This is a genomic window from Nonomuraea sp. NPDC048882 (assembly GCF_040649755.1).
Lineage (GTDB): Bacteria > Actinomycetota > Actinomycetes > Streptosporangiales > Streptosporangiaceae > Nonomuraea > Nonomuraea maheshkhaliensis.
Genome location: NZ_JBEZGB010000021.1, coordinates 1 through 19,247, shown reverse-complemented (window position 1 = coordinate 19,247; position 19,247 = coordinate 1). Strand labels below are relative to the sequence as shown.

At 71.8% G+C, this 19,247-nt stretch carries 19 protein-coding genes; 12 read left to right on the top strand and 7 right to left on the bottom strand.

Features of this window, described 5'->3' with window-relative positions; genetic code table 11:
* Positions 1–129: 129 nt before the first annotated feature.
* From AB0C27_RS46915 to AB0C27_RS46900, 4 genes are all read left to right on the top strand, one after another.
* A complete protein-coding gene (locus AB0C27_RS46915) occupies positions 130–714 on the top strand; it encodes a TetR/AcrR family transcriptional regulator (RefSeq protein ID WP_357859545.1) in 585 nt (194 codons plus the stop codon).
* Entirely contained in the window at positions 711–1,472 is a 762-nt protein-coding gene (locus tag AB0C27_RS46910; RefSeq protein ID WP_357859542.1) for an alpha/beta hydrolase, read from the top strand. Before AB0C27_RS46915 ends, AB0C27_RS46910 begins: the two co-directional genes overlap by 4 nt.
* A gap of 128 nt (positions 1,473–1,600) precedes the next feature.
* Positions 1,601–1,885 carry a helix-turn-helix domain-containing protein gene (locus AB0C27_RS46905; protein WP_357859539.1) on the top strand — a complete coding sequence of 95 codons (285 nt, stop codon included), beginning with the start codon at positions 1,601–1,603 and terminating at the stop codon, positions 1,883–1,885.
* Positions 1,886–1,992: 107 nt separating this feature from the next.
* The gene (locus tag AB0C27_RS46900) at positions 1,993–2,745 is read left to right on the top strand and encodes a VOC family protein (RefSeq protein ID WP_357859536.1); all 753 of its coding nucleotides are present in this window, start codon (positions 1,993–1,995) and stop codon (positions 2,743–2,745) included.
* Between the two features lie 13 nt (positions 2,746–2,758).
* On the opposite strand, the gene AB0C27_RS46895 is transcribed toward AB0C27_RS46900, so the two are convergent.
* Both AB0C27_RS46895 and AB0C27_RS46890 read right to left on the bottom strand, forming a co-directional pair.
* Positions 2,759–3,373 (bottom strand): TetR/AcrR family transcriptional regulator, encoded by a 615-nt coding sequence (locus AB0C27_RS46895; protein WP_357859533.1) that lies wholly within the window; start codon positions 3,371–3,373, stop codon positions 2,759–2,761.
* On the bottom strand, positions 3,373–4,221 hold the full coding sequence (locus tag AB0C27_RS46890) for an oxidoreductase (protein ID WP_357859530.1): 849 nt from the start codon (positions 4,219–4,221) through the stop codon (positions 3,373–3,375). Before AB0C27_RS46890 ends, AB0C27_RS46895 begins: the two co-directional genes overlap by 1 nt.
* A gap of 150 nt (positions 4,222–4,371) precedes the next feature.
* Between AB0C27_RS46890 and AB0C27_RS46885 the strand changes: the two genes are divergently transcribed.
* Positions 4,372–4,917, top strand: a complete 546-nt coding sequence (locus tag AB0C27_RS46885) for a GNAT family N-acetyltransferase (RefSeq protein ID WP_357859527.1) — start codon at positions 4,372–4,374, stop codon at positions 4,915–4,917.
* Here AB0C27_RS46885 and AB0C27_RS46880 read toward each other — a convergent pair.
* Positions 4,914–7,784, bottom strand: coding sequence for an AAA family ATPase (locus tag AB0C27_RS46880; protein WP_357859524.1), 2,871 nt, complete (start codon positions 7,782–7,784; stop codon positions 4,914–4,916). The genes AB0C27_RS46885 and AB0C27_RS46880 overlap by 4 nt on opposite strands.
* Positions 7,785–7,852: 68 nt before the next feature.
* Here AB0C27_RS46880 and AB0C27_RS46875 point away from each other — a divergent pair, with 68 nt between their 5' ends.
* Positions 7,853–9,079 (top strand): GNAT family N-acetyltransferase, encoded by a 1,227-nt coding sequence (locus tag AB0C27_RS46875; RefSeq protein ID WP_357859521.1) that lies wholly within the window; start codon positions 7,853–7,855, stop codon positions 9,077–9,079.
* A 111-nt stretch (positions 9,080–9,190) separates the two neighbouring features.
* On the opposite strand, the gene AB0C27_RS46870 is transcribed toward AB0C27_RS46875, so the two are convergent.
* Positions 9,191–9,928, bottom strand: coding sequence for a fasciclin domain-containing protein (locus AB0C27_RS46870; RefSeq protein WP_357859518.1), 738 nt, complete (start codon positions 9,926–9,928; stop codon positions 9,191–9,193).
* Positions 9,929–10,362: 434 nt separating this feature from the next.
* Here AB0C27_RS46870 and AB0C27_RS46865 point away from each other — a divergent pair, with 434 nt between their 5' ends.
* From AB0C27_RS46865 to AB0C27_RS46850, 4 genes are all read left to right on the top strand, one after another.
* A complete protein-coding gene (locus AB0C27_RS46865) occupies positions 10,363–10,971 on the top strand; it encodes a TetR/AcrR family transcriptional regulator (protein ID WP_357859515.1) in 609 nt (202 codons plus the stop codon).
* A gap of 666 nt (positions 10,972–11,637) precedes the next feature.
* A complete protein-coding gene (locus AB0C27_RS46860) occupies positions 11,638–13,341 on the top strand; it encodes an enoyl-CoA hydratase-related protein (protein ID WP_357859512.1) in 1,704 nt (567 codons plus the stop codon).
* 16 nt (positions 13,342–13,357) lie between these two features.
* On the top strand, positions 13,358–14,887 hold the full coding sequence (locus AB0C27_RS46855; RefSeq protein ID WP_346102029.1) for a UDP-N-acetylglucosamine 1-carboxyvinyltransferase: 1,530 nt from the start codon (positions 13,358–13,360) through the stop codon (positions 14,885–14,887).
* 68 nt (positions 14,888–14,955) lie between these two features.
* The gene (locus AB0C27_RS46850) at positions 14,956–16,092 is read left to right on the top strand and encodes a tyrosine-type recombinase/integrase (RefSeq protein ID WP_357859509.1); all 1,137 of its coding nucleotides are present in this window, start codon (positions 14,956–14,958) and stop codon (positions 16,090–16,092) included.
* Positions 16,093–16,164: 72 nt separating this feature from the next.
* Here AB0C27_RS46850 and AB0C27_RS46845 read toward each other — a convergent pair whose 3' ends face one another.
* Genes AB0C27_RS46845 through AB0C27_RS46835 form a run of 3 tightly spaced genes read right to left on the bottom strand, consistent with a single transcriptional unit; the run spans position 16,165 to position 17,714 of the window.
* Complete coding sequence (locus tag AB0C27_RS46845) at positions 16,165–16,536, bottom strand: hypothetical protein (RefSeq protein WP_357859506.1); 372 nt, start codon at positions 16,534–16,536, stop codon at positions 16,165–16,167.
* Entirely contained in the window at positions 16,533–17,096 is a 564-nt protein-coding gene (locus tag AB0C27_RS46840) for a hypothetical protein (RefSeq protein WP_357859503.1), read from the bottom strand. Before AB0C27_RS46840 ends, AB0C27_RS46845 begins: the two co-directional genes overlap by 4 nt.
* A gap of 24 nt (positions 17,097–17,120) precedes the next feature.
* Positions 17,121–17,714: a helix-turn-helix domain-containing protein gene (locus tag AB0C27_RS46835; RefSeq protein ID WP_357859500.1), complete on the bottom strand. Its 594-nt coding sequence runs from the start codon at positions 17,712–17,714 to the stop codon at positions 17,121–17,123.
* Between the two features lie 90 nt (positions 17,715–17,804).
* On the opposite strand from AB0C27_RS46835, the gene AB0C27_RS46830 reads away from it, so the two are divergent.
* The gene (locus AB0C27_RS46830; protein WP_357859497.1) at positions 17,805–18,266 is read left to right on the top strand and encodes a cupin domain-containing protein; all 462 of its coding nucleotides are present in this window, start codon (positions 17,805–17,807) and stop codon (positions 18,264–18,266) included.
* 274 nt (positions 18,267–18,540) lie between these two features.
* Positions 18,541–19,247, top strand: a 707-nt coding sequence (locus tag AB0C27_RS46825) for an SLC13 family permease (RefSeq protein ID WP_357859494.1), incomplete at its 3' end; no start/stop codon positions are given.

Here is a 19,247-nt window from a genome sequence, read left to right as displayed (position 1 = left end):
GGACGCCGCACCCATCTCGGCATGGCCCTCTCTTGGACCCCATCCATCTGGACCGGGGGCGGACGACATCGCCTGCTTATCGAGAGCTATTCTGTGAACAATAAACCAATCTGTTCAAATGGAGACAACATGCCGTCGGCGTTCTCCGAGGAAGAGCGGTTGCGGATCACCGAGCAGTTGCTCGACACCGCCACCCACCTCTTCTCGACCCAGGGGTTGCGCAAGACGTCCCTGGAAGAGTTGACCGCTCCTGCGGGCATCGCCAAGTCCTCGCTGTATGCCTTCTTCAACTCCAAGGAGGACCTGTACTTCGAGGCGATGCTGCGCCAGAGCGAGCAAGTCCGGCACCGGGTGATCGACGAGGGCCTCAACCGCGGCGCCGACACCCGCGACGCGCTGCGCCGCTTCCTGCGCGCCACAATCGCCGAACTCGACAGCAACCCGCTCTACCGGCGGCTGATGTCCCACCCCCAGGAGATGGCCGCGGTCGCCGCCAAGCTCACCCCCGAGCGCATGGCCGCAGCGACGGACGGCCCGACGGCCGATGTGCTCCAGTTCCTCAGCACCCATCTGAAAGACGATCCGCAAGTCCTGTTCGGCGTGCTGCGCGCGGTCCTGCTGACCCCGCTGCACGCCGAACACCTAGGCACCGAGATCTACCCGGCCGTGATGAACCGTCTGATCGACGCGGTCACAGAAGGGATCACCCCATGATGAACGGCCTGCCGTACCTGTCCGCCGGCGCGGGAGCACCCTTGGTCGTCCTGCTCTACACCCCGCAAGCGGCCAACCCGACGGGGTTGGCACGCTGGTCCACGATGCGGATGGTGCGACCGTTCACCAAACACTTCACCGTCTATGTCGTCAACCGGCCACCCGGGCTGCCGTCAACCACGACGATGGCCGGCCTCGCCGCCGTCTACGCGCAAGCGATCAAAACCACCTTCGACGGCCCGGTAAACATACTGGCCATCTCCACCGGCGGCTCCATCGCCCTGCAACTTGCCGCCGACCATCCCGGCCTGGTCAACCGACTGGTCCTGGCGGGCACGGCCTGCACTCTCGGCCCTGTGGGCAAGCGAGCCCAACGTAACTACATCGAACGCGCACGCCAATGCAGGCGGCCCAGCCCCGCCCTGGCCGAGATCGTTACCGAATCAGCGATCGGCCAGAGACTGCTCCGATGCCTGCTGTGGCTGTCGGACAGCGACCACAAGGACCACAGCGACGCCGTCACCGTTCTCAACGCCGAAGACGGCTTCGACGTGCGCGGTCGGCTGCACAACATCAAGGCGGCCACGCTGCTGATCCAGGGTGGCAAGGACCTCGTCTACCCGCTGGAACTGGCCCGGTACACGGTCGAGGGCATCCCCGACGCCCAACTCGTCGTCTACCCAGGCCGCCGCCACAGCGGCACATTCACCGATAAGCGCTTCACCTCCGACGCACTGGCCTTCCTGACAGACACGTGATCAAACTCAGCCGCCTGGGTGCGCCGGATACATCATCCACACCGGCGCAACCAAGCCTGGCGATCGGCATGGCCGTCTACCACTCCAGATACTTGGCGATCAGGCCCAGATGGTCCGAGCGGGTCTGGATGACGCGCGCGCTGGCGGGTCATTTCCCTTCTGGCGAACTGGCGCTCAACGGCTACACCCGCTTCGCCGCCTGGGCCATGCGGATGCTCACCCTCACCCTGCGCAGCCTGGAGCGCGACGGCCTGGTGGAGCGCACCGTCACCCCCACCTCGCCGCCTCGGGTGGACTATGCCCTGACCCCGGTCGGGGAGACGCTCTCGGCCCAGGTCTCTGGACTCATCACCTGGGCCGAGCAGCACCGCGCGTACGTCGCCGCCTCCCGCCTGCGCTACGACGCGTCCTGAGATGTCGACGACGGCGTTGGCGGAGGTGCCGCAGGTGCTGCCACCAGGGCGGACAGGCGGGCGTGTGGTTCGTCGGGGCCCGGTGGGAGGGCTTAAGGTGGGGCGCCATGGCACTGCGGCTGGTTCAGGTGAATGTCAAGGCCCGCGATGAGGTGGCGCTCGGCCGGTTCTGGGCGCAGGCGCTCGGTTACCGCATGTCGAGCGAGGGTCCCGGGGTGAGCAATCTCGAGCCGGAGGGTGTCGCGTGGCCGGATCCTGACGGCTTCTACGTCGATCTGGTACGGGTGCCGGACCCCGAGGCGGTGAGGTACCGGGTGCATCTCGATCTCGCGACCACCTCGGCGCGGCATCAGGCGGAGCTGGTGGCGCGGTTGCGGGAGCTCGGGGCGGCGCCGGTGGACGTGGGTCAGGGTGAGGTGCCGTGGGTGGTGCTGGCCGACCCTGAGGGCAACGTGTTCCGGGTGCGGGAGCCGCGGGAGGGGTATCGGGACACGGGGCCGATCGCGGCGGTAGTGGTGGGGTGTGCGGATCCGCGGGTGATGGCCGGGTTCTGGGGTGAGGCTGTCGGCTGGGTCGTGCACGAGGTGGGTGACGATCGGGCGGTGCTGCGTTCGGGCCGTGAGGTGGGGCCGTTCCTGGAGTTCGTGCGGCAGGTGCCGGGGGCGGAGCCGGTGTGGAGCCGGATTCATGTCGATCTGCTGCCGGAGGGTGGGAAGGAGCAGGCTGCTGAGGTGGCCCGGTTGCGGGAGCTGGGCGCCAGAAGCGCTGATGTGGGTCAGGGTGAGGTGTCGTGGGTGGTGCTGGCCGACCCTGAGGGCAACGAGTTCTGTGTGCTGGGGCGGGGTTCCTCCGCGCCGTAGTGATCGCGGGCTGTCAGGGGGTCAGGCCGGCGGTGATCAGCCAGATGTGTTCGCAAGTCGCCGACGCGCGTTGGAGGCTGTCGCCGGGTTCCTGTGAGGCGTGGTAGAAGCTGCGTTCGATCATCCAGCACAGGGCGCGGGCCATGGCGGCGGCCTGGTCGGGGCCGGTGCCGGGTGGGACGCCCGCCTTCTCCAGGACGGCGGTGATGGCGGTGATGAACAGGTCGGCGGTGTGGCGCCACAGGTCGCCGATCTCCGGGACGGTCAGCGACAGGTCGATGGCGGTGCGCATGACGAGGCCGTGCTCGTTCCACACTTCGACGGTGCGGCGCATGGCGGCGGCGATGGCCTGGCGCGGGTCGTCGCTCGCGGCCGTGGCGCGGGAGCGTTCCCACAGGTGCTGGACGGTCCGGGCCACGAGTGCGGTGACGACCTCCTGTTTGGAGCCGAAATAGAAGTACAGGGCGCCGCGGGTGATGCCGGCGCCCTGGGCGATGTCGCCGACGGTCATCGCCTCGTAGCCCTTGTCAGCCAGGAGGGCTTCGCAGGTGTCGAGGATGGCGCGTTCGCGCAGGTCGCCTTTGCGCTCGCCGGCGCGGCGGCCGCGCGGGGGGTGCTGGGCGGGCATCAGAGCTGGGCGCCTTTGGGGAAGTCGGTGCTGCGCGAGAGTGTCTGCCAGGTGCGGATGTCGTCGTCGACGGCGGTGCGGGCGGCGCCGATCAGCCGCAGCGCGTCGGAGCCCAGGACGAGGTGGGCGGGCGGGTGTTCGAGTGAGGCGATGTGGACGACGGCCTCGCCCGCCTTGGCGGGGTTGCCGAGCTGGTTGCCGCTGGCCTTGCGGCGGGCCTGGCGGATCGGGGTGAACAGCTCGTCGTAGTCGGTGATGGAGCGGTCGGCGCGGGTCATGGATCGTCCGGCCCAGTCGGTGCGGAAGCTGCCGGGCTCGATGGCGGTGACGTGGATGCCGAACGGGGCGACCTCCTTGCCGAGCGCTTCGAGGACGCCTTCGAGGGCGAACTTGCTGCCGCAGTAGGCGGACATGCCGGGCACGGCCATGAGGCCGGCCATGGAGGTGACGGCCATCAGGTGGCCGCGGCGGCGCCGGCGCATGTGGGGCAGGGCCGCCTGGAGGGTGGCCATGGCGCCGAAGACGTTGACGTCGAACTGGCGCCGTACCTCGGTCAGCGGGGTCTCTTCGAAGATGCCTTCCAGGCCGTAGCCGGCGTTGGCGATGACGACGTCGAGCGGGCCGATGGTGTGTTCGATGTCGTCGATGGTGGCCGGGACGGCGTCGCCGTCGGTGACGTCGAGGATGCGGGCGTGGGCGTGGCCGGGGTCGAGTGCTTCGAAGGCGCGCAGGTCGTCGTGGGTACGGACGGTGCCGGTGACGGTGTGGCCGGCGGTCAGGGCGGCTTGGGCGAAGGCGCGTCCGAGGCCGGTGCTGACGCCGGTGATGAGCCAGTTCTGGGTGTGCATCGCTTTCTCCGTGCGGGGTGTCGAGGGGGCTGAGCCGCTCCCCTGCGATGAAATTCTACACTATGTCGATTTTTGTCATCACAGTGTTGATTCTGGGGGTGGGTGGAGGGTGCCCGGTGTCCGGGTCGTGCTCGCGGTAGGTTGCCCGCCATGATGAAGATCGGACCCGTCGCCTGGCTCCCTGAGCCGATCACGACCGAGCGGCTCCTGCTGCGCGAGTCGCAGGCGCGCGACCGTACGGCGTTTGTCGAGCTGCTGGCGTCGGAGCGGGTGCACACCTACCTCGGGGGCGCGCGGCCGCGGGCGGAGCTGGAACGTGAGCTGCCCGACGTGCCGGGGCGCTCGGCCGGGAGCTTCGTCGTCGAGCTCGGCGGGGAGATGATCGGACTGGTCCAGCTCAGGAGGGCGGCCGAGCATCACAGCCCGGCCGCGGTGGGCAAGGCCGATCTCGGGTACCTGTTCCTGCCGCGGGCGTGGGGGTCCGGGTATGCCGGGGAGGCGTGCGGGGCGGCACTCGGCTGGTTCGACGGCGTCCTTCCCGGCGAGCCGGTGATCCTGACCACCCAGACCGCCAACATCCGCTCGATGCGGCTGGCGGCCCGGCTGGGGTTCGAAGAGGTGGAACGGTTCACGGCGTGGGGCGCCGAGCAGTGGCTCGGCCTGCGGCCGCCTTCCGGCGGGGGTGCTGCGGGTTAGGCGGGGCCGGTCAGGCCGTCGCGGAAGGCGATGGCCGCCGCCTCGGTCCGCGTGGCGGCGCCCAGTTTGGCCAGGATGTGGGAGACGTGCACGCCCGCCGTGCTCGGTGAGATGTGCAGGCGGGCGGCGATCTGCCGGTTGCTCAGCCCTTCGGCGATCAGCCTGAGGACGTCGTGCTCGCGCTCGGTGAGCCCGTCGGCGGTCTGCCGGGGGCGGGTGAGCAGGGCGATGTCGCGGGTGAGCGGCGCGGCGCCCAGCTCGGCGGCCAGTGCCGCGGCCTCGCTGAGGCGGGCCGTCGCGCCGGGCCGGTCGCCGGTCTCCAGTGCGGCCCGTGCGCCGTGGTAGAGGCTCAGGGCCAGCTCGTACGGCTGGCGCAGCTCCCGGAAGGCGCGTACGGCGTCGTCCCAGCCGTCGTCGCCGATCAGGGCGTGCAGCATGATCCGCCAGGCGCGGTCGAGCCGCCCGTCCACGCCGAGCGCGGCGTCGGCCGCGGCGAGTTCGGCCTGGCGTCGCGCCACCCGCTCCCGCAGGTCCTGGCCGGCGGCGGGGGTGAGGCGGGCCCGCTGGGCGAGCGCGCCGGCAAGGAGGACCGGGCGGGCGTCACTGCTGTAGACGCGGTACAGGGCCGGATCGGCCAGGGCCCGCTCCAGGAGCAGGTCGGCGCGCTCCGGGTCGCCCTGGGCGACGGCGAGTAGGCAGAGCAGCTGATGGCGGGGAAACAGGCTCGCACTGCCCGAGCGCTCGGCGGGGTGCCCGGCGCCGGCGTCCGCTTCGATGCCGGCCGAGGCTTCTGCGGCGGACGCGGCTTCGCATGCGATGCCCGGCGCGGTTTCGGCGGTGGACGCTGCTTCGGCGTCGGATGCGGCGCGGGCGGCGGCGGGAACGTCGCCGCGCAGCAACGCCAGGTAGCCGGTCAGGACGAGCAGGGCCTGGCGGGACAGCGGCGGCGGATCCTCCTGAAGGCTTTCACGCAGGACGGTGCCCGCCTCCTCCCACCGGCCGGCCAGGATCAGGCTGCGGCCGGCGTAACAGGCCAGTTCGGCGCCGCGGCTTCGGCCCAGCCCGTACCGGCGGGCGTGACGGATGCCGTCGCGGGCCGCCTCGGCGGCGCGCGGGTGGTCGCCGGCCTTGGTGTGCAGGGTGGCCTCGTACATGGGGACGGTCATGAGCAGGTCGTGACCGTCCAGGCGGCCCGCCAGGGTGCGGGCCTCGGCCAGCATGCCGAGGTCGCCGGTCATGGAGGCGACGCCGAGCAGGCCGCGGATCGTGACGGTGGCGTCGCCGGTGCGCCTGCCGATGGCCAGCGCCTCCTCGAACGAGGCGCGGGCCCTGTCCTCCTCCGGCAGCAGGCCCATGGCCAGCACTCCAAGCAACTGCCCGCGCTGGACGCCGGCGGGACCGGCCGGGCCGGCGGGCAGCAGGCGCAGGGCGTCTTCCCAGTCGCTGACCCCGGTCCCGTTCAGGCGATGGCGCAGCCTGCCGCGATGCTCCAGCAGCTGCGCCGCCCGCGCCGGATCGCCGCGCCGATCCACGGCGGCGAGCCCAGAGGTGGCGTAGCCGATGCCGCGGGCGTAGTCGCCGCTGAGCATGCACGCCTGCGCGGCGTCGGTCAACACGTCGATCTCGTCGCGGCCCAGGGGCACGTCCGGGTCCCACAGCCGCAGGACCTGCTCCAGCATGCGGACCTGCTCCTCGTAGGCGTAGGAGGCGCGGGCCTGGTCGGCGGCGTGGCAGGCGGCGGTCAGGGCGGTGCGGTGGTCGCCGGCGGCGTGGGCGTGCGCGGCCAGTTCGGCGTGGGCGCCGGTGCCGTGCAGGGCTTCGGCGTAGCGGGCGTGCAGGCGGGCCCGTTCGCCCGGCAGGAGGTCCTCGTAGACCACGTGCCGGATGAGGGCGTGGCGGAAGTCGTAGCCGTCTCCTGCGGTGAGCAGGAGGCTGCGGTCGACGAGTTCGCGCAGCAGGGCGTCGAGTGCGGCGCCGTCCTTCCCGCTCACCCGCGCCAGCAGGCGGTGGGAGAGGCGGCCTCCTGCGACGGAGGCGACGCCGAGCAGGTCGCGGGCCGGGCCGGGGAGTGATCGGGGGCCGTACAGGAGCAGGTCGCGCAGGCTGTCGGGGGTGTGTTCGCCGGCGCGGGCCAGGGCTTCGACGAACAGGGGGTTGCCGTCGCTGCGTTCGTGGACGCGGCGTACGGCGTCAGGGCCGGGTTCTGTGCCGAGGATGGCGGCCAGCTGGCGGGCGACGTCGTGGCGGTCGAGGCGTTCCAGGCGCAGCATGGTGGTGCGCGGGCGGCGCGACAGCTCGGCCAGCAGGGGGCCGAGTTGCCCGTCGGCGGGGCCGGGCGGGCGGTGGGTGATCGCGAGCAGGACGCCGGGCTGGGTGAGGTTCCTGGACAGGAAGCCGAGCAGCTCGCGGGTGGCGGCGTCGGCCCAGTGCAGGTCCTCGATGAAGACGACGAGGGGCCGGTCGGCGGCCACGCGTTCGACGAGCGTGAGGATCTCCTCGTACAGGCGGTGCTTGCCGCCTTCGGCCTCGCCCGGCTCGCCGAGCTCGGGGAACCAGCGGGCCAGTTGCCTGTAGGGGCCGGGCAGCACGCCGTCCAGGCGGATCAGGCGGCGCAGTACGGTGACGAACGGCGCGTACGGCAGGGCGTCGCTGCCGAGCTCGGCGCAGGCGCCCTCGGCCACGCGCACGCCGGGCCCGAGTGAGCGGGCGAACTCGGCGAGCAGCCGTGACTTGCCGATCCCGGCCTCCCCCGCCACCAGCGCCACCGCCGGCCCCTGCCCGACGGCGGCCTCCAGGGCCGCGGCCAGGGCGCCCGACTCCTCGCCCCGGCCGACGAACACCGGGCTGACCACGCGTTCCGCCACCACCGCGCCAGCATATAAATAGGCAGATCGCCTGATGCGCGGCGCCTGTTTACCCGGTCAGGCTACGAGGCATGACAACGACTTACCCGCTGCGGGTCATCACCGCCGACCAGGTCGACGCGTGGGCTCGCATGGTCACCACGACGTACGGCCAGGACTGGATCGAGGGCGGCCTCAGGAACGCCGCCGTCTCGCTCGATCCCGGTCGCACGCTGGCCGCCTTCGACGGCGGGGACATCGTCGGCGGCGCCTCCGTCTACGGGCGCGTCATGACGGTCCCCGGCGCGACGGTACCCGTCGCCGGGATCACGCTGGTGGCGGTGCTGCCGACGCACCGGCGCCGCGGCATCCTCACCGCGATGATGCGCGAGCAGCTCACCGGCCTGTACGAGTCGGGCGGCGAACCGGTCGCGGCGCTCAACGCGGCCGAGGCGACGATCTACGGGCGGTTCGGGTACGGGGTGGCCAGCCAGGTGGCCGAGATCCGGGGGGACAAGAGGTTCATGGCGCTGCGGCCCGGCGCCGATCTCGGTGACGGGACGATCCGGCTGCTGGGCCGGCAGGAGGCGCTGCCGTTGCTGGAGAAGACCTACGACGTCGCCCGGCGGGACGGGGCCGGGTGGGTGGACCGGACGGAGCGGTTCTGGCGGGCGCGGCTGGCCGACGGGGAGCGGGTGCGTGAGGGCGGCGGGACGGCGCTGCGGTTCGCCGTGCACACCGAGCCGGGCGGGGAGGTGAGCGGGTATGTCCTGTACCGCTCGAAGCAGAAGGTGGTGCGGGTCGTCGAGCTCGTGTCCACCACGCGGCAGGCGTACGCCGCGCTGTGGCGTTTCCTCATCGACCTCGACGCCCACACCGGCCTGAGCTACGACGGCGCGGTGGACGAGCCCTTGAAGCACCTGCTGGCCGATCCGCGCGCGGCTCACACCACGGTGGTCGACAATCTGTGGGTGCGGCTGGTGGACGTGCCGCGGGCGCTGGCGGCCCGCCGCTACTCGGCGCCGCTGGACGTGGTCGTGGAGGTGCAGGATCCGTTCTGCCCGTGGAACGCCGGCCGTTACCGGCTGCGGGCCGGTGGGGAGGCGGTCACCTGTGAACGTACGCGGGCCGCTGCCGATCTGCGGCTGACCTCTGCCGAGCTGGGCGCGGCGTACCTGGGCGGCACCACCTTGTCGTCCCTGGCGGCGGCCGGCCGGGTCGAGGAGCTGCGGCCCGGGGCGGTCGCGGCGGCCTCGCGGGCCTTTCGCGGGGAGCGGGAGCCGTTCCACCCCTCGGGCGCGGCCTTCCCCGCCTTCTGAACCGCGCGATGTATGGCCTTCCCGCTGCTGCATCCCGTGCGGGAACGGGAGAGGCACGGCCGCCGGTGACGGTGGCCGTGCCTCTGGCCGGTGGTCAGGTCCGCGGGCGCCTCACTGGGGCATGAGGACCTTGTCGACGATGTAGACGGTGGCGTTGCTGGTCGGCACGTTGCCGCAGACGATCTTGGCGTCGTTGACGGTCAGGTCGTCGCCGGTGCCCTTGACGGTCAGCTCGCCGCCCTCGAGTGTCTTGAGCGTGGCTCCTTCCTTCAGGTCGTCGGGTCCGAGCTTGCCTTCGACGACGTGGTAGGACAGGGCCTTGGTCAGGATGGTCTTGTCGGCCATGATCTTGTCGCGGGCGTCCTTCGGGATGGCCTCGAAGGCGGCGTTGTCGGGTGCGAAGACGGTGATGTCCTGGGCGGAGTTGAGCTTCTCCTCCAGACCGGCCTGCTTGATCGCCTCCGACAGCATGGACAGGTCCGTGACTTTCGACAGGGCGGTGGCGACGGGCTGGTCGGCGCTGCCGGTGAGGCTCTCCTCCAGTGGCGCGCAGCCGGGGCCGGACGGGCTCGCGGTGGCTCCCGGTGTGCTCTCCCCCGGTGTCGTCTCGCCCGGGGCGGGTTCGTCGGTCGCCGTCTCCTCGGGTCCCGTCTCCTCCGGCGTCGTCTCCTCGGGCGCGGTCTCCTCAGGTGAGGTCTCTTCGGGTGAGGTCTCGGTCTCTCCCGGCATGGTGGTGGTCTCGCCCGGCACCGGTGAGCCTTCCGGCTCTGGGGTGAGGGCGGAGGCGGCCGTGGTCCCGGCGGTGGCGGTGGTCAGCGCCAGTGCCGCTGCGAGAAGCACTCGTTTCACTGGTGTCCCCCGAATCTTTCGAGCCGGCGGGCGGGCCCGCTGCGGCTCCGATCGACGCAGAACTCATCGTGCGAGTGCTTCCAGTGTCCGTGCTGGCAGGAGAAGCCCAAGTACGGTGCCCGCTATGAGGCGACAAAGTAGGTAATGGTCGGTTAATGCGGGGGCGGCGATCGCCGTTCAAACCCCCTTCCGGCGGCCTTCTTAGCGGACCGCCACAGGCGCCCGGCGGCCCGGGCCGCGGGACGAGGCGGCCTGGCCGGGCAGGCGGCGCCGGGTGACGTCCTGGACGCGGCAGGAGCCGAGCGCGCGCACGTGGCGGGCTTCTCGGCCGGCGCCTGGACCGCGGTCTGGGCCGCGGTGAGCCGGCCACCCGGTCAGGGCGGCCGGATCACGGCGAGAGGCACGGCGAGCATCATGGCGGGAAGGTGGCGGGCATGCCCCGGCAGGTGGGCCATGAGGCGCGGCGGCGCCGGCTGACCGAGGCGCTGCTGCGCATCGCCGGCACCCGCGGCCTGCGGGCGGTGTCGATGCGGGAGATCGCCGCCGAGGCCGGGGTGTCGCTGCGCGTCGTGCAGTACTACTTCGCCGGCAAACAGGCCCTGCTCGAATCCGGGCTCGCCGAGCTGGGCGCCCGCATGGACCGCCGGGTCAGGCGGCGCATCGCCGCCGCGGGCGAGCTGACGGCGCGGGGCGTGCTGGCCGCCGTCCTGGCCACGATCGTGCCCTGCGACGAGGACAGCCGCCTGGACTCCATGGCCTGGACCGCCTACTTCACCGCCGCGCTCACCGACCCGGCGCTCGCCGCGGCTGGGCTGCCCCTGCCCGGCGCGCTGGAGAACGTCCTCACCGCCCGGCTGGCCGGCGCGCAGCGGGCCGGGCAGATCCCGCCGGGCCGTGACCCGCGTACCGAGGTAGCCGCCCTGCTGGCCCTGGCCAACGGCCTGACCTCCAGTGTCCTCAGCGGGCAGCGCGACCACCGGGCCGCCATGGAGATCGTCGCCTACCAGCTGGACCACCTGTTCGGCCCCGAGCCGTCGTCCTGACCGAGACCGGCGGTCACGCTGGGCGACGGGGTGCGGGCGGATCGTGGCGCGGGCGGGGTGTCGTTGAGGGGGTGGGGGTTTGGATCGCGGTTGGGCGGGGTTGTTCAAAGGCCATGACGGTGACTCCTGCCCTGGGCGTGACCTGCGAAGACGGGCCGCGGGGCGATGCTGGGGGTGTGCCGGAGCACGCCGCGTCGCCGGGTGACGAAGCGGGTGGGTCTCCGGTGCGGGTGGTGCGCTCGTCAAGGAGGGCGTGTCATCGCTGGGGGCCCGGGCAGCTCCCCCGCCCGGGCCCCTTCGGCGGGGCCTCTAACGGTGGAGTCCCTTCGCGGGCCCGCCGGCGCGTTCCTCCCGGCGGGGTCTCCGGTGGCCGGCGGGCCCGGCCCGCGCGGGCCGGGATTTTCGGCCGCGGGACGGCCGGGGTGCATGCGGAGGCTCCACCCACCCTGCGGGATTTTTCCGACAAAGTGGGTCATTTGGGTCCGCGTGGTGCGGTTTTTTGCGGTGAATCGTCACGAGCAGTAGAGGATTCGTGTCAGCATCGATGACATGTATGGGTCATATGGGATTGCCGTAAATGGGTGTGACCGGTGGGACCACCGGCTGTCCGCCCGGTAGTCCCCGCCCCGGTGCCACTGCTCCCCCTGCCTGGAAAGAAGTCCCGCGTTGCGTATCTTGCTGCTCTGCTCCTCCTTCAACGGCCTGACCCAGCGTGCCTGGCTGGAGTTGCGCCGGGCCGGTCATGACGTGAGCGTCGAGCTGGCCGTCTCGCAGGAGGCGATGGTGGAGGCGGCCGAGCTGGCCAAGCCGGACCTGATCATCTGCCCGTTCCTGAAGGAGCGGGTGCCGGACGGCTTGTGGCGGGCCTACCGTACGGTGATCATCCACCCGGGGCCTCCCGGGGACCGGGGGCCCTCCTCGCTGGACTGGGCGATCGCGGACGCCGAGCCGGAGTGGGGGGTCACGGCGCTGCAGGCGGTGGAGGAGATGGACGCGGGCCCGATCTGGGGGTTCCGGACGTTCCCGATGCCGGCCGAGCCGCCGCGCAAGTCGGCGCTGTACAACGGGCCGGTGGCCGACGCGGCGGTGGAGCTGGTGGCCGAGGTGGCGGCCAAGGCGGGCGAGTCCTCGTTCGTGCCGGAACCGCTGGACTACCGCTCCCCCGAGGTGCGCGGGCGGCTGCGGCGGGCGATGCGGCACTCCGACCGGGAGTTCGCCTGGGAGGAGCCGACGCAGGACATCGTGCGGCGGGTGCGGGCGGCCGACGGCGCGCCGGGTGGGCGGGCGCGGCTGTGCGACCTGCCGGTACGGGTGTTCGACGTCTACCGCGGGCCCGAGCTGGAGGGCACGCCCGGGCAGGTGGCGGCGCGGCGTGAGGGCGCGGTTCTGGTGCACACCGGCGACGGCACGGTGTGGGTCGGCCATCTGAGGCTGGAGAAGGAGGGCGCGATCAAGCTGCCTGCGGCGATGGCGCTGGGCGAGCTGGTGGCGCAGGTGCCGGAGCGTTCGGGCTACAGCGAGATCACCTACGACCGCAGCGAGGGCGTCGGCGTGGTCAGCTTCGACTTCTACAACGGGGCCATGTCGACCGATCAGTGCCGGCGGCTGGCCTCGGCGCTGCGCTACGCGGTGGCGCAGGACACGCGGGTGCTGGTGGTGCGGGGCGGGGAGGTGTTCTCCAACGGCATCCACCTGAACGTGATCGACGCGGCCCGCCATCCGGAGCTGGAGGCGTGGATGAACATCAACGCCATCAACGCGGTGTGCCGGGAGATCGCGGCGTGCACGACGCAGCTGGTGGTGGCCTCGATCGGGGGCAACGCGGGCGCCGGCGGGGTGATGATGGGGCTGGGCGCCGACCGGGTGATCATCCGTGACTCGGTGGTGCTGAACCCGCACTACCGCACGATGGGGTTGTTCGGGTCGGAGCTGTGGACGTACACGCTGCCGCGGCGGGTGGGCGCCGAGCGGGCGCGCCGGCTGACCCAGGACGCGCTGCCGATCGGGGCGGCCGAGGCGGTGGAGTGCGGGCTGGCCGACCGGGCGCTCGGCGGGTCGCGGCTGGACTTCGAGCGGCGGGTGCTGGAGTACGCCGAGCGGCTGGCCGCCGATCCGGGTTATGATCGGTTGCTGGCCGGTCGGCGGTCGGTGCGCGAGGTGGACGAGCGCCGCAAGCCGCTCGACGCCTACCGCGCCGAGGAGCTGGCCGAGATGAGCCGCGACATGTTCGACGACCGCAGCGGGTTCCGTGAAGCCCGGCGGGCGTTCGTGCACAAGGCGAAGGCGCAGGCGACGCCGGAGCATCTGGCGCGTCATCGGGAGTTGTCCGGCGCGTCGGCCCCCAGTGGCACCGGGGCATCTCATATGTGAGATATGGTCTGCTGTTGTGGCAGATGATTACCTTGTGCGGATCGGGCGGCTGATCCGGGACGCGCGCCAGCATCGCGGATGGACGCAGCTGCAGCTGGCCGACGCGCTGGCGACGAGTCAGAGCGCCGTCAACCGGATCGAGCGCGGCAACCAGAACATCAGTCTTGAGATGATCGCCCGTATCGGCGAGGCGCTCGACAGCGAGATCGTCTCGCTCGGCTACGCCGGGCCGATGCATCTGCGGGTGGTGGGCGGGCGCCGGCTGTCGGGCAGCATCGACGTCAAGACGTCCAAGAACGCGTGCGTGGCGCTGCTGTGCGCGTCGCTGCTCAACTCCGGCCGTACGATCTTGCGGAAGGTCGCCCGGATCGAGGAGGTCTACCGCATCCTGGAGGTGCTCGCCTCGATCGGGGTGCGGGCGCGGTGGATCAACGAGGGCAGCGACCTGGAGATCGTGCCTCCGGCCCGGCTGGAGCTGGAGGCGATGGACACCGAGGCGGCCCGGCGCACCAGGAGCGTGATCATGTTCCTGGGGCCGCTGATGCACCGCACCGAGCAGTTCCAGATCCCGTACGCGGGCGGCTGCGACCTCGGCACCCGTACCGTGCAGCCGCACATGTCGGCGCTGCGCCACTTCGGGCTCGACATCACCGCGACCGGCGGCTTCTACCACGCGCGGGTCGACCGCGGCGCGGCGCCGGCCCGGCCGATCGTGCTGACCGAGCGCGGCGACACCGTCACCGAGAACGCCCTGCTGGCCGCGGCCCGCCACGACGGGGTGACGGTCATCCGCAACGCCTCCTCCAACTACATGGTCCAGGACCTGTGCTTCTTCCTGGAGCAGCTCGGCGTGCGGGTCGAGGGCATCGGCACCACGACCCTGACCGTGCACGGGCTGGCCTCCATCGAGCGTGACGTCGACTACTCGCCGTCCGAAGACCCGGTCGAGGCGATGAGCCTGCTGGCCGCCGCGGTGGTGACCTCCTCGGAGCTGACGATCTGCCGGGTGCCGGTGGAGTTCCTGGAGATCGAGCTCGCGGTGCTGGAGGAGATGGGGCTCGACCACGACCGGGGGCGCGAATACCCGGCGGCCAACGGCCGTACCCGGCTGGTCGACCTGACGGTGCGGCCCTCGAAGCTCATCTCCCCCATCGACAAGATCCACCCCATGCCGTTCCCCGGTCTGAACATCGACAACGTGCCCTTCTTCGCCGCCATCGCCGCCTCGGCGCAGGGCTCGACACTGATCCACGACTGGGTCTACGACAACCGGGCCATCTACCTGACCGAGCTCACCCGGCTCGGCGCCTCGGTCAAGCTGCTGGACCCGCACCGGGTGCTGGTGGAAGGGCCGACGCGCTGGCGCAGCGCGGAGATGATGTGCCCGCCGGCGCTGCGGCCGGCCGTGGTGGTGCTGCTGGCCATGATGGCGGCCGAGGGCACCTCGGTGCTGCGCAACGTCTACGTCATCAACCGCGGCTATGAGGACCTGGCCGAACGGCTGAACGCCCTGGGCGCCAGGATCGAGACCTTCCGCGACATCTGACTTTTCGTCGGTGGCGGCCGATACCGTCGTCCTTGGATCTTCGTGACGCGAGGAGAAGGGGGTTGCCGGTGCGGCCTGCGGAGCTCGACCGGTTGACGGTGGCGGAGGCGGCGGACCGCTATGTGGAGCTGGTGCGAGCCAGGACACTGACGGGGGCGCTGTCCCCCGCCACGGCCGAGGTCTACGCGCGCGACGTCGGCACGCTGGTGGAGCTGGCCGGGGCCGACGTCGTGCTGGACGACCTGACGGGCGCCGACGTGGACGCGATCCTGCTGGCCTTCGCCCGCAAACCGGACGGCCGCACCACAGCCGGCCGCGCGGCGGGCGACCGTGCGGCGGGCGGCGCCGGGGCAGCAGGCGCGGGAGCAAGCGGCGCGAGGGCGGGTGGGGCCGGAGCAAGCAGCACGGGGGCGAGAGGCGCTGGCGGGGCCGGAGCACGATCAGGACAGTCTCCGTCGTCACAGGCACGCTTCCGGCGCTCGATCTCCGCGCTGTTCAAACACGCCGCCCTGGCCGGATGGGTGCAGCTCAACCCGATGACCCGCTCGGCCGTGACCGCCAAGGAACGCGGCGGGCTGCGGCCGGAGCGCCGGGCCCTGACCCGCGAGCAGGCCCAGGGCCTGGTCGCGGCCGCCCGCGAACTCCCGCAGGCCCAGGCCGACCAGAACAAACGCCGCGACCAGCGCACGGAGCTGCGCGACGCGGTGATCGTGCTGCTGCTGACCACCGTCGGGCCACGCGTGTCGGAGCTGGTGCGCGCCAACGTCGAAGACTTCTTCACCAACGACGGCGTCCGCTACTGGCGCATCTTCGGCAAGGGCGGCCGCACCCGCGACGTGCCACTGCCCGGCGACGTGGCCCTGGTGCTGCAGGAATACCTCACGCGCGGACGGCCGGACGGGCAGGACAAGGCGCTGCTGCTGTCCTGGCGCGGCCGGCGCCTGGCCCGCGGCGACGTCCAGGCCGTGATCGACCGCGTGCAGCGGCGGGTGGACCCCGACCAGCGGCGCACGGTCACCCCCCACGGCCTGCGCCACACCACCGCCACCCACCTGCTGGCCGACGCCGTCGACATGGACGCGGTACGGCGGGTGCTCGGTCACAGCGACCTGTCCACGCTCGGCCGCTACCGCGACGACCTGCCGGGCGAGCTGGAGGTCGCCATGCGCACCCACCCCCTGCTCCGCGACCGCCCGCCCACCTGACCGCGGACGAGCCCGCAGGCCGGGAGAGGTGGTCAATCGGCATCCGCGTCCCAGGCAGGCCATCAGGGGTGGTCAGCGGAAGTCGGCGGCGTGCTCTCGCGCCCATTCGGCGAAGGTCTGGGCGGGTCGTCCGGTGAGCTTGCCGACGATGACGGAGGTCTCGGGCACGGCCTCGGCGCCCGCCGTCCACGCGCGCATGATGGCCTCCACCCCCATCGCGGGCATCGCCCGGCCCAGGTCGGCCCGCGCCTGCTCGGGGGTGACCACCTCGATCGGGATCCGCCTGCCGGCGGCGGGCAACGTTTCCGGCACCTCCAGATCCGCCGCCACATGAGAGGCGTCCGGCGTCCTGCTCGTCAGCCGGACCGGCACGCCCGACGCGGTCAGGCCCGCGGCGACGTGGCGGCCGATGCTGCCCCAGGCGCCGAAGACGACAGTGATCATGGTGTGGGCCTCTCCTCATCCTCGGTGAGCAGTGCGACGAGCTGGGTGCGAAGGAGCCGCCGGGGCTCCGGTGAGAGGGGGTCGCCGCCGAGGATGTCGCGGACCAGCTGCGGCATCGTGATGGGCGCGAAGATGATCGCGTAGGCGGCCAGGAGCGCGAACGCGGGATCGAGCCCGGCGCGGATCTCACCGTCCTGCCGGCGCCGGCGGGTCCTGTCCACCGACGCCGCCATCGCCTCCCGCTGCCGCTCCGCGTCCCGCCCGCCCTCTTCGGCGTCGGTGAACGGGCAGTCGCCCAAGGCCTGCCAGACCACGAGCCTGGCCCAGTCGGGCTGATCGAGCGTCGCGTCGAGCTGCGCGCCGAGAGACTCGGCGAACGACGCCCCGGGCGGGACGAGCTCCGCCTGCGCCTCCCGCCACCGGCGCCGGAGCTCGTCGAGCAGCCCTGCTTGCCGCCGAAGTAGTAGGAGATGAGCTGCTGGTTGACGCCCGCCCGCGCGGCGATGCCCGCCGTCCGGGCCCTGGAGGGCTCTGGGCCGCCTCGTCGGTGCGGACGGCACCGCGCCCCGACGAGGCGGAGGCCGTCAAGCCGGGAGGGGCGGGGCCTCCGGGTCGTGGCCGAGGGTGGCGCGCAGGGAGCTCAGCGCCTCCGGGAGCAGATCGCGCAGGGCCCTGGTCTCGCCAGGCCGTGTCCAGGCCCGGAAGGCCACCTGCTGGGCGAGCATGGCGACGCTGGCGGCGAGGTAGGCGGCTTCCGGATCTCCGCCCCGTGCGCGCAGCGCGGCCGCGATGGCCTCGGTGAGCGCGGCGTGCTTGCCCAGCTCGCGTTCCAGCAGCTCCGGGTTGGCGGCGATGACGGCGTAACGGTGCCTCACCACGGCCCGGCGATGCTCGAACATCTTGTCGGCGACGGCCTCCAGCGCGCGCATGACGACGTCGAGCGGCGGCAAGGCTTCGTCGCCGGCCGCGATCTCGCCGATGATCTCCTGCTGCAGCTCCGAGCTCAGCCCGAACAGCACCTCGCGCTTGTCGCTGAAGTGGTTGAAGAACGTTCGCTGGGTGAGCCCCGCTCGCTGGACGATCTCGGCGACCGTCGTGCGCTCGAAGCCCTGTTCGTCGAAGAGCTCGAGCGCGGCGGCCTGCAGGCGCTCGACGGCGCCCGGTTTCCATCGCGGCATGCCACGATTCTAACGCGACTTCACATTGTGCATTCATCGGTGCTAGCGTCATGATTACACAAGATGCAATCACTTTTGGGAGGTCTCCCCATGGTCAAGGTGTCGATCGTCGGCCCCGGCGACGGCGAGCTCATCGCCAACGGCCCGTCACAGATCCGGATCCTCGAAGACGGCAGCAACACCGATCACCGCCTGGGAATCGGCGAAGTCGTCATCCCCCCGCACACCCCCGGCCCGCCGCAGCACCGCCACGCCCAGCACGACGAAGGCTTCTACGTGCTGTCGGGCAACGTGCGCTTCACCATCGGGGTGGACGACCACGACGTCGGCCCCGGCACGTGGGTCACCGTCCCGCCGGGCGCGCCGCACACCTTCGCCAACCCGGGCGACGAGCCGGCGGTCATGCTCACCACCTTCACTCCGGACCTGTACGTGCAGTACTTCCGCGACCTCAAGGCCATGGTCGAGTCCGGCCGGCCCATGAACCGCGAGACCATGGCGCCGATCTGGAAGAACTACGCCACCGAACCGTCCACCGAATTCGCGCCCTGACCTCCCGCCGGGCAGAGGGCAGGGGGCAGGGGGGCGATCCGGCGGGCCAGGACCCTTGAGCCCGCCGGCCTCCCGGGCGCTTCGGTTCGGCGGGATTCGAGATGTCCTGATACGGTCACTGCAGGTGCGCCGGGAAGTCTGGTCGGCAGGTCCCCGTCCCGTCGCCTGAAGGATGTGCTCACATGCGCACCCGTGACCTGCCCGCCGGCGTTCCCCTGCCCGATGACGACCGCCGCCTCCCGGCACCGGCGGCCCGGGTCCGGACGTCCGCGGCATGAGCGTCCTGTCCTGGGTCAGCGTGGCGGTCTTCCTGGCCGCCTACGCGCTGATCGCCACCGAGCGGATCCACCGGGTCGCCGCCGCGCTCGGCGGCGCGGGCGTCATGCTGGCCGTCCACGCCACCGGCGCCGAGGCGGCGTTCTTCTCCGAGCACTCCGGCATCGACTGGAACGTCATCTTCCTGCTGCTCGGCATGATGATCATCGTCGGGGTGCTGAAGCGGACCGGCGTGTTCGAATACTTGGCCATCTGGGCGGCCAAACGCGCCCGCGGCCGGCCGTTCCGGCTCATGGTGCTGCTGGTGCTGATCACCGCCGGGGCGTCGGCGCTGCTGGACAATGTGACGACGGTGCTGCTGATCGCGCCGGTGACGTTCCTGGTGTGTGAGCGGCTCGCGGTGAACCCGGTCCCGTTTCTGATCGCCGAGGCGATGGCGTCCAACATCGGCGGCGCCGCAACGCTGGTCGGTGACCCGCCGAACATCATCATCGCCAGCCGCGCCGGCCTGAGCTTCAACGACTTCCTGATCCACATGGCGCCGATGGTGATCGTGCTGATGGCGGTGTTCGTCGGTCTGTGCCGGCTGATGTTCGGCCGTTCGTTCCGGTACGACCCGGAACGCGCCGCATCGATCATGGCGCTGGATGAGCGGGAGGCGATCGCGGACCGGCGGCTGCTGTGGCAGAGCCTGGCGGTGCTGGC

What these genes read in the sequence shown, in the direction of transcription:
- AB0C27_RS46915 (WP_357859545.1), top strand. Translation starts at nt 130, where the DNA reads ATGCCGTCGGCGTTCTCCGAGGAAGAGCGGTTGCGGATCACCGAGCAG.
- AB0C27_RS46910 (WP_357859542.1), top strand. Translation starts at nt 711, where the DNA reads ATGATGAACGGCCTGCCGTACCTGTCCGCCGGCGCGGGAGCACCCTTG.
- AB0C27_RS46905 (WP_357859539.1), top strand. Translation starts at nt 1,601, where the DNA reads ATGACGCGCGCGCTGGCGGGTCATTTCCCTTCTGGCGAACTGGCGCTC.
- AB0C27_RS46900 (WP_357859536.1), top strand. Translation starts at nt 1,993, where the DNA reads ATGGCACTGCGGCTGGTTCAGGTGAATGTCAAGGCCCGCGATGAGGTG.
- AB0C27_RS46895 (WP_357859533.1), bottom strand. Translation starts at nt 3,373, where the DNA reads ATGCCCGCCCAGCACCCCCCGCGCGGCCGCCGCGCCGGCGAGCGCAAA.
- AB0C27_RS46890 (WP_357859530.1), bottom strand. Translation starts at nt 4,221, where the DNA reads ATGCACACCCAGAACTGGCTCATCACCGGCGTCAGCACCGGCCTCGGA.
- AB0C27_RS46885 (WP_357859527.1), top strand. Translation starts at nt 4,372, where the DNA reads ATGATGAAGATCGGACCCGTCGCCTGGCTCCCTGAGCCGATCACGACC.
- AB0C27_RS46875 (WP_357859521.1), top strand. Translation starts at nt 7,853, where the DNA reads ATGACAACGACTTACCCGCTGCGGGTCATCACCGCCGACCAGGTCGAC.
- AB0C27_RS46865 (WP_357859515.1), top strand. Translation starts at nt 10,363, where the DNA reads ATGCCCCGGCAGGTGGGCCATGAGGCGCGGCGGCGCCGGCTGACCGAG.
- AB0C27_RS46845 (WP_357859506.1), bottom strand. Translation starts at nt 16,536, where the DNA reads ATGATCACTGTCGTCTTCGGCGCCTGGGGCAGCATCGGCCGCCACGTC.
- AB0C27_RS46835 (WP_357859500.1), bottom strand. Translation starts at nt 17,714, where the DNA reads ATGCCGCGATGGAAACCGGGCGCCGTCGAGCGCCTGCAGGCCGCCGCG.
- AB0C27_RS46830 (WP_357859497.1), top strand. Translation starts at nt 17,805, where the DNA reads ATGGTCAAGGTGTCGATCGTCGGCCCCGGCGACGGCGAGCTCATCGCC.